This window comes from Duganella rivi, assembly GCF_009857435.1.
GTDB lineage: Bacteria > Pseudomonadota > Gammaproteobacteria > Burkholderiales > Burkholderiaceae_D > Rugamonas > Rugamonas rivi.
Window position 1 is genome coordinate 23049 of record NZ_WWCK01000008.1, and the last position, 13189, is coordinate 36237.

The following is a 13189-nucleotide window of genomic DNA, read 5'->3' on the forward strand; positions in this document are numbered from 1 at the left end:
TGCGCGCATGACCGAACTCAAAAACTGCCCGGCTCCGGCCAAGCTCAATCTCTTCCTGCATGTGAATGGTCGCCGCGCGGACGGCTATCACCTGCTGCAAACCGTGTTCCAGCTGATCGACCACGGCGACACGCTGCACTTCACCCTGCGCGACGACACGGCGTTGCGCCGCCTGACCGACATGCCCGGTGTGCCGGAAGAGAGCGATCTCATGATCCGCGCCGCCAAGCTGCTGCAGGCAGAAGTGCTGCGCCGCACCGGCGCCTTGCCGCGCGGTGTGAATATCGAGATTGACAAGATTCTGCCGATGGGCGGCGGCGTTGGCGGCGGCTCGTCGGACGCCGCCACCACCTTGATGGCCTTGAACCAGCTGTGGAACGCCGGCCTCACCCGGCAAGAACTGATGGATCTCGGCCTGCCGCTGGGCGCCGACATCCCATTCTTCATCTTTGGCGAGACCGCGTTTGCCGAGGGCGTGGGCGAAGCCTTGCAGCCGGTGCAGGCGCCGGATTGTTGGTATGTCGTCATCGAACCGGGCGTGATGGTGCCGACTGCTGCAATTTTTGGTTCAGACCAATTGACAAGGAACACGCCGCTCGTTAATATAGCGGACTTTTCCAGCCACTCCAGCTTATCGGGGTTTGGAAAGAACGACTTGCAACAGGTAGCAACGAAGTTATTCCCGCCGGTAGCAGAAGCGGTAGAATGGCTAAGTGCTTACGGTGATGCCAGGATGACTGGCTCAGGTGCATGTGTGTTTAGTGCGGTAGCAACCGAGGCGGACGCCGACGCGGTACTTGCAAAAGTGCCAGCGCAGTGGACAGCCTGGAAAGCAAAAGCACTGCACCGCCATCCGATGTTCACCGCGAAGTTGTGAAGCGGCAAAAAAGATTTTGCGAAGCGTGAAAAAGGCTGTACAATATCGGCCTGTAACGACGAGCAGTCAGTTGCGTAGGGGAATCGCCAAGCTGGTTAAGGCACCGGATTTTGATTCCGGCATACCAAGGTTCGAATCCTTGTTCCCCTGCCATTCGTTTGTATCTGGAACCGTCGAGGCTTAAGTCTCCGGCCAGGTAGAGCAAAAAGTGAGGCGCACAAGGCGCCTCATTCTACTTAGTTTTCCGTGCCGCGCAGCAAGCGCTGGCCCTCAAGAATCTTCTACAACTTCTCTGGAATCCCAATGGCTTACGAAAACCTGATGGTTTTTACCGGCAACGCTAATCCTGCGTTGGCAGAGGGAGTCGCAAAAAATCTCGGCATCCCCCTCGGCAAAGCGAACGTTTCGAAATTCTCGGACGGCGAAGTCATGGTCGAAATCAACGAAAACGTCCGCGGTAAAGACGTGTTCGTGCTGCAATCGACCTGCGCGCCTACCAACGACAACCTGATGGAACTGATCCTGATGGTTGACGCACTGAAACGTGCATCGGCTGGCCGTATCACTGCGGCGATTCCTTACTTTGGTTATGCCCGTCAAGACCGCCGCCCACGTTCGGCGCGCGTTGCGATCTCGGCCAAAGTTGTCGCCAACATGCTGGAAGAAGCCGGCGTTGAACGCGTTCTGATTATGGATCTGCACGCAGACCAGATCCAGGGCTTCTTCGATATCCCGGTTGACAATATTTACGCTTCGCCAATTCTGCTGGGCGACCTGCAGAAAAAGCACAACGAAGACCTGCTGGTGGTATCGCCGGACGTCGGCGGCGTGGTCCGTGCCCGCGCCCTGGCAAAACGCCTCGGTTGCGACCTGGCCATCATCGACAAGCGCCGTCCAAAAGCCAACGTGTCCGAAGTGATGAACATCATCGGTGACGTTGAAGGCCGTAACTGCGTGATCATGGACGACATGGTTGACACCGCAGGCACCCTGGTCAAGGCAGCGGAAGTGCTGAAAGAGCGCGGCGCCAAAAAAGTGGTAGCATATTGCACCCACGCGGTTCTGTCGGGCCCGGCAATCGACCGCATCAACAGCTCGTCGCTGGACGAACTGGTGGTGACCGACACGATTCCGCTGTCGGAATCGGCGAAAAACTGCGCCAAGATCCGTCAACTGACCTGCGCACCGCTGCTGGCAGAGACCTTCAAACGCATCATCAAGGGCGATTCCGTGATCTCCCTGTTTGTTGATTAATTAACAAACGACAAGCTAAGTTTTCAGGCGGCGCGCCCGGTTTTTGACCGGGCGCGCCGTTTTTCCCGAAGCGCGCCTGGTCGCGGGGCGCTTCATCACACGGGGCGCAAGTCTCGTTATTTATTGGAGTTTCACATGAAAGTTGTTGCATTCAAACGCGAATTGCAAGGTTCCGGAGCGAGCCGCCGCCTGCGTAATTCGGGCCAAACCCCTGGCATCATCTACGGTGGCACCGAAGCCCCTGTAGCAGTTGCCCTGGACCACAACGCGCTGTACCACGCTCTGAAAAAAGAAGCGTTCCACTCGTCGATCCTGGATCTGGAAATTGATGGCAAAGCAGAAAAAGTCCTGCTGCGCGACTTCCAGATGCACGCATTCAAACAACTGGTTCTGCACGCTGACTTCCAGCGCGTTGACGCGAACAAAAAGATCCACGTGAAAGTGGCTCTGCACTTCGTGAACGCTGAAGTTTCGCCAGCTGTTAAGCTGCACGGCGCAACCATCAGCCACGTTGCTAACGAACTGGACATCGAGTGCCTGCCAGCTGACCTGCCAGAATTCATCACCGTTGACCTGACCAACGTGGACGTTGGCCACTCGGTTCACGTTGCTGACCTGACCCTGCCAAAAGGCGTGACCGCTGTTACCCACGGCAACAACCTGACCATCGCTACCGCATCGGTACCAGCTGGCCACGTTGCTGCTGAAGCAGCTGCTGTTGAAGAAAAGAAGTAATCTGACTTCGGTCTGATTTTAAAAACCCGCCTCTGGCGGGTTTTTTTTCGTCCATAATCACACATCAACAATATCGTTACCTCGTCATGCCTATCCGTCTCATCGTCGGCCTCGGTAATCCCGGCCCTGAATACGAACAAACCCGCCACAACGCCGGCTTCTGGCTGGTGGACAACCTCGCCAACGACAGCGGCGCGCGCCTGCAGCGCGAGACCAAGTACAACGCCATGTTTGCCAAGGCGAATATCGCCGGGCAGGAAGTCTACTTGCTGGAACCGCTGACCTATATGAACCGTTCCGGCCAATCGGTTGGCGCGCTGTGCCGCTTCTTTAAAATCACCGCCGACGAAGTGCTGGTGGTGCATGACGAACTGGATCTGATGCCTGGCATCGCCCGCCTGAAAAAAGGCGGCTCCTCGGGCGGCCACAACGGCCTCAAAGACATCACTGCCGCACTGGGCACGCAAGACTACTGGCGCCTGCGTCTCGGCATCGGCCATCCGCGCACGCTGAATCTGGCGCAGCAAGTGGCGGACTTCGTGCTGCACCGCCCACGCCGCGAAGACCAGGATTTGATCGAACGCTCGATTGAAAAATCGCTGCTGATCATGCCGCAAATCGTCAAAGGCGAATTCCCCGCCGCCACCACCAAGCTGCACACCGACTGAAAGGACTCACCACCGATGAAACTCTTACCGATCGTTGCATTGCTGGCCGCTACGGCTGCACAGGCGCAGGATCCGGCCACCGTCATCAACGGCATCTACCCGCAGCTGGATGCGATCTACAAGGACTTGCACGCGCATCCCGAGATCGCCTTCCAGGAGGTACGCACCGCCGCCACGCTGGCCGCTGAAATGCGCAAGATCGGTTTTGAGGTCACGGAAAAAGTCGGCAAGACCGGCATCGTCGCCATCTACAAGAACGGCCCCGGCCCGCTGGTGCTGGTGCGCACCGAGATGGATGCGCTGCCGATGGAAGAAAAATCCGGCCTGCCGTACGCGAGCAAGGTGCCGGCCGCCCACAGCTGCGGCCACGACGTGCACATGACCGCATGGCTGGGCGCCGCGCGCACGCTGGTCACGCTGAAATCGCAGTGGAAGGGTACGCTGATGTTCATCGGCCAGCCGGCCGAAGAAACCGTGTCCGGCGCGAAGGCCATGCTGGAAGACGGCTTGTTCAAGCGCTTCGGCAAACCGGACTACGCGTTTGCGCTGCACTCGTGGCCGCTGGCGTACGGCACCATCGGTTACAACAGCGGTGCGGTGTCGTCGAATTCCGATGCGATTGAAATTACCTTTAAAGGCCGCGGCGGCCACGGCTCGGCGCCGGACAAGGCGCTTGATCCGATTGCCATTGCGGCGCGCTTTGTGGTCGACGTGCAGACCGTGATCAGCCGCGAAAAAGATCCGAAGGAATTCGGCGTGGTGACCATCGGCGCCATCAACGGCGGCACGGTCGGCAACATCATCCCGGACACGGTGAAAGTGCGCGGCACCATCCGCACCTACAGCCCGGCGGTGCGCGAGAAGATTCTGGCCGGCGTGCGCCGCATCGCCAACGCCTCCGCCGCCATGGCCGATGCGCCTGCCCCGGACGTGGACTTGATCCCGGGCGGCGTTGCCATCGACAACAACGATGCGCTGGTGACGCGCACCGAAGGCGTGCTGAAAAAAGCCTTCGGCGACGCCAACGTGTCGCGCATGCCGGCCATGACGGCCAGCGAAGATTTCTCGCAATTCGTGAATCAAGGCGTGCCGGGCATGTTCTTCTTCACCGGCGTCTACGATCCGAAAGTGGTGGCGGAAGCGGACAAGGGCGGCAAGCCGGTCGCCTTCAACCACTCCCCGTACTATGCGCCGGTGCCAGAACCGTCGATCAAGACCGCCGCGCAGGCTATGACGCTGGCGGTGATGAACGTGATGAGCGGATCAAGCGCCAAACCATAAAGCCTAGTCCCGCCACGCCCAGCAGCAGCACTGCCCACAGCACGATCAGGCGGCGCTGGGCGGATGTGAGGGCTTCCAGTTCCGCTTCCCGATCGCGCGCGCCGCTACCGGCTTGCTGCTGTACCGGCCCAACGCTGGCGAACTCCAGTTTTTGCAGCTCGGCTTCCGAGAAGCCCGGCGCCACTTGCTCGATGCTGCTGGCCGCCGGCGTGGCGCGTTCGCGTCCCACTGCCAGCAGGTACGGCCCTTTGCCATTCCCCAGCAACACCACGGTGCCTGGCTGCCAGTTCAAGCGCAGCTGCGGCTTGATGGCGCTGGTCTTTGCTGTGCGCAGCACCCACTGCGGTGCATGCACCGGTGCCACGTCGAAATCGCCCGAGCTGCGCGCTTGCTCGCCCTGCGTGATGCGGTAGAAGGTGGAATTCAGCAGCGGATCAAAACGCCAGCCGGGTTGCCCCACGTGGCGCGGCGGCACATCGCGGTAGACGCCGATCTGGCCGGCCAGCACGGCGTTAGCCTCGCTGAACTGCAGACCGACCTTGTTCGGCGCAATGCCGACAGGGACGGTGTACACCAAGTCCTCGGGCTGCTTGCCGGCGGCCGGCGTCAGCAGCAGCTGTTCGCCGGCCGGCGCGCTGTCGGTGCGTACCGGCTGCTCGGCGGTGATGGCGGCAAATTGCAGCGGCGTGCCGGTGCGCCAGCTGAGCCGCGCGTAGCGGAAGGCGCGTGGTGCAAAGTCGAGCCGGTCGTTGACCAGCGTTTGTGCATCGCGGTTCACCAGCCAGTTGAGTTCTGCCGCGCCGATGGTTTCCCAGCGCTTCATATCGCTGCTGACTTCCAGCCATACTTGCGCGCTGTATTCCTTTTGGTCGGGCGGCAGGGCAAAGCGCAGCGCGCTGATTTGTGGGCGCTCGGCAGCGGCTTTGCCGAGATCCATGATCAGCGCCGACAAGCGCGGCGGGTGCGTCGGGTCTTCGCCTGCATCGGGCTTGACCTTGACTGACAGCAGGCGGCCATCGGTGCTGGCATTGACGTCCAAATCCAATTGCGATGCAGGGCCGCCACGGCTCATCAGCGGGAACACCGCGAGCGGAAAGTCTTGATGGCTAAGCTGCGCTTCAATGGGCGGCGAGCGCAGCGCGAACGGTAGCGCTATACCGTCGGCATCGAACACGCGCACGTCGTCCAGCATGGCCGAGCGCGAGTGCAGATAGACTTCGCGCGGCAGCTTCACTTGCAGCACGCCTTGTTTGGTGGCGGCCGTCAGTGGCATTACGTGGGTATAGTCTTGCGGCGCATCGCTGGCGGCGGCCAGTGTGGACACCAGCGATGCGGCGATCAATAAGTACTTCATGCATGCTCCGTTTGCGAAGGGTAGGGCGCGAGGTAGCCGATACCGACCATCAGCGCGCCGACGCCGAGGAAGGAGACGATGCGCTCCACGCCGCCGATGTTGGACAAATCAACCAGGAATAGCTTGGCAACCACCAGTGCCAGCAAGCACGCGCCGACGATCCATAGCCGCCGCAGCGTGTGGCGCGCGGCGTAGCGCATCAGCAGCAGCGCGGTCACGCTCCACACCAGCGACAGCATGGCTTGCACGAATTGCGAGGCGAACAGATCGTCGAAAGCATACGGAACGCTCAGGTAGTGCGACACGGTGCGCAGCAAGGCGAGGTTGAACCAGCAGTAGCCGAACAGCCCGATGAACCACAGCGGCGGCATGCGCGGCTGCAAACGCTGCATGGCGATCAATAGCAGCACGACGAAGCAGGTACTCAGGTCGAGCGGATTGAGGAGCGGCAGATAGGGCAGCGGCAGCATGGCGCCGTCTTGTGTGAGATTCCACGCGGCCACCAGCAGCGTCGCCCAGCCGCAGGCCAGCGGCAGCAGATAGCGTTGATACCATGCGGCCAGCGGTGCGGTGGGCCAAACGTCGCTGCGGCTGCGCTGCATCAGCCATGCGATGACGGCCATCATCAGCCACGACGGGATGAAGCGTGACCAGCTGGCACTGGTGCTCCAGTCGTCGGCTGCGTTGCCGCTTAGCCAGTGGGTGATCCAGTGGCCGGCGACTGGCCAGATCATCAGCCATGGGCCGAAGGTGCGGATGGCGTGCAGCAGGCGCAGCACGAAACCGCTGAGCGTCCAGCCTTGGGCCGGCCACGCGCGCAGCAGCCATTCGCTGCTGAACCAAAGGGCGGCGTAGGCGAGCCAGATTGGCGTATTGGGTAGCGGTTCGACATACAGTGCAATCAGGAGTGGTGGGCTAATCAGAACCAGCGCAACCCAGACCGTGGAAGCGAACCAGCGCAGGCCCGGCCAGTTCAGCGTTCGCGCGCCGATCACGCTGATGACAGCGGTGGCCGCCAGCAGCGCGGCGTAGGTGCAGCTCGTCCATGCGATTTCTTGCGACGCCAGCCACAGCGCCAAGTCGGACGCCGCGATGCCGAACCACCACAATGCAGTGCAGACCAGCATGAGACGATAGGCCACATAGGCGAGACTGCCACGTTCAGGTTGCTGCTGCTTCAGCGCCCAGCTGCTGAACAGCGCGGCGGCCACAATCATCAGCGCGCCTAGCAGCGGCCGCTCGAATACCGAGGAGGCGTTGCCGAACCAGTGATCGCCGGTGCCGATGAAGAAGGACACCCACGCGCCAACCTGCACCAGCAAGCCAAACGTCCAAGCCAGTTTGCGCTGCTGGCGTAAGCCCATCCAGACGATGCCGGCGCCTTCCAGCGCCCACGCAGCGGAAGTCCAGCGGCCGTCGAGCGCAAACGGAATCGCCAGCGTGCCGAACACGACGGCCAGTGCGAGGTAGGCATCCGACAGCAGCGCGTATTGTTGGCGTTTGCGCAGCGCGACGGCCAGCGTGATGTAGAGCAGGCCGAGTGCCAGCGCCGAGTAGGCGACCGCGAACGGAATGTCGCGCACCAGCGTGAATTGCAAGCCGAAGCCCAGCATCGGCGTGCCGAAGATCAGCGTGCCATCGACGTAATTTTTCAGTTGCACCACTTGGCGGCGCGCGTAGGCCAGCGGGATCGTCACGTAGAAAGCAAAGAACAGCAGCAGGAATAGCTGCACCGACAGGTAGTTCTCCGGCGCGTAACGCAGCACGCCCCACGCCGTGGCGATGGTGAAGGTGAACGTGAAGCCGAGCACGTTCAGCGGACGCCATGCGCGCAGCAGGGCGAGCGTGAACACGCCGGCGTTCAGCAGCGCGTAGTAGGTGAACAGCGCGATGTGGCTGCCACTGCCGCTCGACGCGAGAATCGGTGCAGCAAAGCCGCCGACGATGCCGAAGATCGCCAGCCACATAGCGTCTTGCAGCATGGCGAGCAGGCAGGTGAAAACGGTGAGTACCAGCAGCAGGCCGAAGGCCAGCGAGGATGGTATCAGGTGGTAGATGCGGAAAGCGCCGAAGGTGACCAGCATCAGCACCGCCAGCGCCGCGCCTTGCACAGGCAGGCTGATCGCGGGACGCGTGCTGCGGATGCGCCAGCCCCAAGCTAGCAGGGCAAGGTCGGCCAGCACGATGCCAGCCAGGCGGAATTCGATCGGCACGGCGACGCGGGCGGCGGTGTACCTGAGCAGGAAGCTCACGCCGATAAACAGGATCAGCAAGCCCAGCTTGGCAACCAGATTGCCGCCAAACAGCCAGGCCTTCGCCGCCAGCAGCCATTGCGGCGTGTCCGCCACCGGCTGTGGCCGCCGCGGCGGAATCTTGGGCGGTGCCGCCCGTGCCGCCTGCGTCGCCGCCGTCGCGCCCACGCCCTCGATGGACGCTGCCGTCGCCGTCACGCCCGCAGCCTTCGTAGCCGATGCGGTCGCCGGTTCCGTCGACGCAACCGGCGATGTGCTATGCGCCGTCGACATCTTCGACGTCGTCGGCGAGGCGCTTGAGGGCGCTGCCGCTGCGCGCGTTGCTGGCGCTTGGCTTTGCTGCGCGCCATGCCGCAAAGCGTTTAGTTCTCGTTGCAGCTCGATCGCAATCTGCCGCGCTTGCCGCGCCTCGTTACGCGCGCGCCAGGCGACGCCAAACGTGAACACGCCAAAAACAAACAAAAGGAATTCCATCAAACGGCTCCCCGGTGGCAATGCTGCAAGCTAGCATATTTGCAACATTGCCACAATCGGGGCGTCAACGATCCTTATTTTGCGCTGGCGATCCAGCGATCAACGCGCTGCTCCAGGATCGGCAATGGCAAGGTGCCGTCGCCTATCACCACCTCGTGGAATTTCTGATAGCTGAACTTATCACCCAGCGCCTGCTGCGCGCGCGCACGCAACTCCAAAATCTTCAGCGAGCCGATCTTGTAGCTTAGCGCCTGCGCCGGCAGCACCATGTAGCGCTCGATCTGATTACGCGCCCGCGCTTCGCTCCAGCCCAGCACATCGGCCAGATAGCTAATCGCCTGCTCGCGCGTCCAGCCCTTGGCGTGCATGCCGGTATCCACCACCAGGCGCGCAGCGCGCAGCATCTCGGCATTCAGGTGGCCGTAGTAAGCAACCGGATCCTCATACAAGCCCATCTCCTTACCCAGCGTTTCGGAGTACAGCGCCCAGCCCTCGGTATAAGCCGCGCTGTTTGGATTCTCGGTGCTGAACTTGCGGAAGTCCGGCAGATCGATTTCCTTCAACAGCGCCGCGTGCAAGTGGTGGCCCGGCACGCCCTCGTGCAGGAACAGGCTGACCATATCGACGCGGCTGTACTGCTTAGGATCATTTACCACTGGCCAGAATACGCCCGGATGCGAACCATCGGCTGCCGACGGCGTGTAGTGATCCGACGCCGTCGCGCGGGTCAGCTCCGGCTCAAGATGCAGTTCCAGCTTCGCCTTCGGAATCAGGCTGAAGTAGGCCGGCAGCTTGGCCTGCACCTGCGCGTAAATGGCGCGGTAAGCGTCCAGTACCTGCTCGTCGGTGGTGAAGATATTGAACTTGGTTTGCTCGCGCATCCACTGCGGCAGCTGCTTCTCCGGGCCGTCGTAGCCGAGCTTGGGGCCCAGTACCGTCAACTGCTGCTGAATGCGCGCCACTTCCTTCAAGCCCAGCGCGTGAATTTGTTCCGCCGGCAGCGGCAGATTAGTGCTGTCCTTGATGTGGGCCGCGTACCATGCCGCGCCGTTCGGCAACGCGCTCCAGCCGGTGGTGCTGCGGCTGGCCGGCAGGTATTCGTTTTCGAGGAAGCTGACCAGGCGGGTCAGCGCCGGCGCGACCTTGCTGTCTACCGTTTTCAGATAAGCGGCGGTGAGCTTCTGCTTGTCGGCCGCCGAGAACGAGGCTGGGAAGCGCGTCACCGGCGAGTAGAACACGCTGGCCTCGGGCGATGCGGCGCGCAGATTCTGCAACTGCGGCAGCATCGCCACCGTGATCGCCTTCGGCTGCACCACGCCGCTGCGCATGCCTTGCTTCATATTGGCGATAGCTTGATCGATCCATGCAGGCAGCTGGTTCAAGCGGTTCAAATAGGCTTGATACTGTTTGACTGTTTCCAGCGGCTGCGAACCGGTGCCGCCGGCGTAATTGGCCAGCGTGCTTGGCACGTTATCCATTTGATTGAGCGGCAGCAGGTGGTCGGGGAAGGACTCCAGCTGCATCGCGTTGTTCAGCTCGTAGGTGAGCAGATCGTAGGTCAGCTGATCCTGCGCGCCGAGTTGATTGCGCTGCACCGCCATCAACTGCTTTTGAAGCGAACGGTACAAGGTGAACTGCGCCGCCCGCACCTTCGGCGAAATAGCGAGGCCGAGTTGGTCGTCGTAGCGGCTATCGCCATTCGCGGTCGCAAACAGCAGCGGATCGAACTTGCAGCGCGCCGTGTGGAATGCCGCCGCCAGCTTCGCCAACTGTTTCTGCGCCTGCCCCGCCTTGGCCGCCGTCACCACCGGCTTGGCCTGCACCGGCAAACTATGAACACCCGCCAGCACCAGGCTGGCAATCAAAACAGACGCACGCAGACGAGACATAGACATGGCTTTCCGAAGAGTTGTGATAGCGAAAGAGTCTAGCACCAAACTAGCCGCATATTGCATCAGCTAGCTTGAGAGAGGGGAGACTCGGGCGTATGATGAAACCAACAATGTTGAGCGTAGAAGGAGCTAAGCATGGCTACCAACCTACTGATTAGCGACATCGAGCCGGACTTGGTCGCGGCACTCGCTGAGCGCGCAGCCCAACATGGCCGCAGTGCGGAAGAGGAGCACCGAGAAATCTTACGACTCGCCTTGCAACGGCAAGGTAGGCCGGATGCTCAAGTGCTGCTGGCGCGTGCCCGCGAGCTGCGAGCAATGCTATCGCCGCAGGTATTCTTTGCTCGTGAAATCGATGCAGCCAAACGCGCGGGCAGAAAATGATCGTGGTTGACTCCAATGTCATCGCCTATCTTTTTCTGCCGAGTGAACACACGGCGGCCGCTGAAGCGTTGCTTGCCGGGGCCGAATTTGAATTGGAATCGTCTTCAGTGCTAGGACTGGTTCGAGACAGTTCTTGCTCCGCTTACGATTGTGAATTCGTGGCCTTAGCTTTGATGCTTGGCACGAAGCTCGTCACGATGGACAAGAAATTGTCGCGCGCCTTCCCACAAGCTACGGTTTCGCTGTGTCAGTGGGTGAACTGATGAATTGCAGCACTTTGCGCACGGCTGCTTGAATCGGCACTGCACGGTTGCTGCTGCGTTCGACGTAGACGTGGACGAAGTGGCCGGCGGCGGCGGGCAGAGCGTCTTGGTTGCGGTACAGGGCGATTTCGTAGCGCACGCTGGAGTTGCCCAGCTTGGCCACGCGGATGCCGGCATGGACCACGTCCGGGAATGCAATCGGACTGAAGTAGGCGCAGCCGCTGTCGACCACGAAACCCACCACCTCGTCCTTGTGGATATCCAGCACCCCGGCCTCGATGAGGAACTGGTTCACCGCCGTATCAAAATACGAGTAGTAGACAACATTGTTAACATGGCCATAAATGTCATTATCCATCCACCGCGTGGGGATGGTGAGGAAGTGGCGGAACTGGTCTCGTCCGGCGTCGCGCATGCTCATGTCGTCTCCTGTTTTTTGAAGTGTGAGGCCAACAAAGGTACAATGGATCCCTTGAACGCTGTAAATAGCAAGCATATCCATAATGTAAAGGTTTTTCATGAGTCTCCAATGCGGCATCGTCGGCTTGCCTAACGTCGGCAAGTCCACCCTGTTCAACGCCCTGACCAAGGCCGGCATTCCGGCCGAGAATTATCCGTTCTGCACCATCGAGCCGAACGTCGGCGTGGTCGAAGTCCCGGATCCGCGCATGGCCGCGCTGGCCGACATCGTTAAGCCTGAGCGCCAAGTCAACGCCATCGTTGAATTCGTCGACATCGCCGGCCTGGTGGCGGGCGCCTCGCAGGGCGAAGGCCTGGGCAACCAGTTCCTGTCGCACATCCGCGAAACCGACGCCATCGTCAACGTGGTGCGCTGCTTTGAAGACGACAATGTGATCCACGTGGCCGGCAAAGTCAGCCCGCTGGACGACATCGAAGTGATTCAAACCGAACTGGCCCTGGCCGACCTCGGCACCGTGGAAAAAGCCATCCACCGCGAAAACAAGAAAGCCCGCTCGGGCGACAAGGAAGCCATCAAGCTGGTGGCCCTGCTGGAGCGCCTGGTGCCGCACCTGAACGAAGCCAAGCCAGTGCGCGCGCTGGGCCTGGACGCCGCTGAAATGCTGCTGATCAAGCCGCTGTGCCTGATCACCGCCAAGCCAGCCATGTACGTGGCCAACGTGTCCGATACCGGCTTCACCAACAACCCGCTGCTGGACCAGCTGACCGCCTACGCCGCCAGCCAGAACGCCCCTATCGTGGCCATCTGCGCCGCCATCGAAGCGGAAATCGCCGATCTGGACGATGCCGACAAAGCTGCCTTCCTGGCCGACATGGGCATGGAAGAGCCCGGCCTGGATCGTCTGATCCGCGCCGGCTACAAGCTGCTGGGCCTGCAAACCTACTTCACCGCCGGCGTGAAAGAAGTGCGCGCCTGGACCATCAAGATCGGCGACACCGCCCCGCAAGCGGCCGGTGTGATCCACACCGACTTCGAACGCGGCTTCATCCGCGCCCAGACCATCGCCTACGACGATTACATCCAGTACAAGGGTGAAGCCGGCGCCAAGGAAGCGGGCAAGATGCGCGCCGAGGGCAAGGAATATGTGGTGAAAGATGGCGACGTGCTGAACTTCCTGTTCAACGTCTAACCAGCTTTATTGCTTCACCCTCAAAAATCCGCGCCGCGAGCGCGGATTTTTTTCGCCTGTAAAGAATATCTCAACAGTTGCGTCAAATTGTTACTAACGGTGAGTTTTTCTGCTGGGCAACGTGATATTATTATTAATTGCTAAA

12 protein-coding genes and 1 tRNA gene are annotated in these 13189 nt (G+C 61.0%); 9 read left to right on the forward strand and 4 right to left on the reverse strand.

The features are described from left to right. The first annotated feature begins 7 nt into the window (after positions 1–7). The 6 genes from ispE (at position 8) to GTP45_RS25060 (ending at position 4815) form a co-directional block, all read left to right on the forward strand. A complete protein-coding gene (gene ispE / locus GTP45_RS25035) occupies positions 8–877 on the forward strand; it encodes a 4-(cytidine 5'-diphospho)-2-C-methyl-D-erythritol kinase (RefSeq protein ID WP_161016603.1) in 870 nt (289 codons plus the stop codon). A gap of 76 nt (positions 878–953) precedes the next feature. Further along, positions 954–1030 (forward strand) — tRNA-Gln (locus GTP45_RS25040). A gap of 150 nt (positions 1031–1180) precedes the next feature. Further along, positions 1181–2131, forward strand: coding sequence for a ribose-phosphate pyrophosphokinase (locus GTP45_RS25045; RefSeq protein WP_161016604.1), 951 nt, complete (start codon positions 1181–1183; stop codon positions 2129–2131). Between the two features lie 135 nt (positions 2132–2266). Further along, positions 2267–2866, forward strand: coding sequence for a 50S ribosomal protein L25/general stress protein Ctc (locus GTP45_RS25050; protein WP_161016605.1), 600 nt, complete (start codon positions 2267–2269; stop codon positions 2864–2866). An 86-nt stretch (positions 2867–2952) separates the two neighbouring features. Next, on the forward strand, positions 2953–3534 hold the full coding sequence (gene pth, locus GTP45_RS25055) for an aminoacyl-tRNA hydrolase (RefSeq protein WP_161016606.1): 582 nt from the start codon (positions 2953–2955) through the stop codon (positions 3532–3534). A gap of 15 nt (positions 3535–3549) precedes the next feature. Further along, positions 3550–4815, forward strand: coding sequence for an amidohydrolase (locus GTP45_RS25060; protein WP_161016607.1), 1266 nt, complete (start codon positions 3550–3552; stop codon positions 4813–4815). Here GTP45_RS25060 and GTP45_RS25065 read toward each other — a convergent pair. The 3 genes from GTP45_RS25065 to GTP45_RS25075 all read right to left on the reverse strand — a co-directional run bounded on the left by GTP45_RS25065 (position 4763) and on the right by GTP45_RS25075 (position 10790). Then, positions 4763–6169, reverse strand: a complete 1407-nt coding sequence (locus GTP45_RS25065; RefSeq protein WP_161016608.1) for a DUF3999 family protein — start codon at positions 6167–6169, stop codon at positions 4763–4765. The two genes, GTP45_RS25060 and GTP45_RS25065, sit on opposite strands and share 53 nt — an antisense overlap. Continuing rightward, positions 6166–8895, reverse strand: a complete 2730-nt coding sequence (locus GTP45_RS25070; RefSeq protein WP_161016609.1) for a DUF2339 domain-containing protein — start codon at positions 8893–8895, stop codon at positions 6166–6168. The genes GTP45_RS25065 and GTP45_RS25070 overlap by 4 nt, the downstream gene beginning before the upstream one ends. Before the next feature lie 74 nt (positions 8896–8969). Next, positions 8970–10790, reverse strand: a complete 1821-nt coding sequence (locus tag GTP45_RS25075) for a DUF885 domain-containing protein (protein ID WP_161016610.1) — start codon at positions 10788–10790, stop codon at positions 8970–8972. Between the two features lie 132 nt (positions 10791–10922). On the opposite strand from GTP45_RS25075, the gene GTP45_RS25080 reads away from it, so the two are divergent. Together GTP45_RS25080 and GTP45_RS25085 are read left to right on the forward strand one after the other, a co-directional pair. Then, entirely contained in the window at positions 10923–11171 is a 249-nt protein-coding gene (locus tag GTP45_RS25080; RefSeq protein ID WP_217363389.1) for a FitA-like ribbon-helix-helix domain-containing protein, read from the forward strand. Then, positions 11168–11434, forward strand: coding sequence for a type II toxin-antitoxin system VapC family toxin (locus tag GTP45_RS25085; protein ID WP_161016611.1), 267 nt, complete (start codon positions 11168–11170; stop codon positions 11432–11434). Before GTP45_RS25080 ends, GTP45_RS25085 begins: the two co-directional genes overlap by 4 nt. On the opposite strand, the gene GTP45_RS25090 is transcribed toward GTP45_RS25085, so the two are convergent. Then, the gene (locus GTP45_RS25090) at positions 11403–11849 is read right to left on the reverse strand and encodes an acyl-CoA thioesterase (RefSeq protein WP_229258655.1); all 447 of its coding nucleotides are present in this window, start codon (positions 11847–11849) and stop codon (positions 11403–11405) included. The two genes, GTP45_RS25085 and GTP45_RS25090, sit on opposite strands and share 32 nt — an antisense overlap. Before the next feature lie 103 nt (positions 11850–11952). Between GTP45_RS25090 and ychF the strand changes: the two genes are divergently transcribed. Then, on the forward strand, positions 11953–13044 hold the full coding sequence (gene ychF / locus GTP45_RS25095) for a redox-regulated ATPase YchF (protein ID WP_161016613.1): 1092 nt from the start codon (positions 11953–11955) through the stop codon (positions 13042–13044). The last annotated feature ends 145 nt before the right edge of the window (positions 13045–13189 follow it).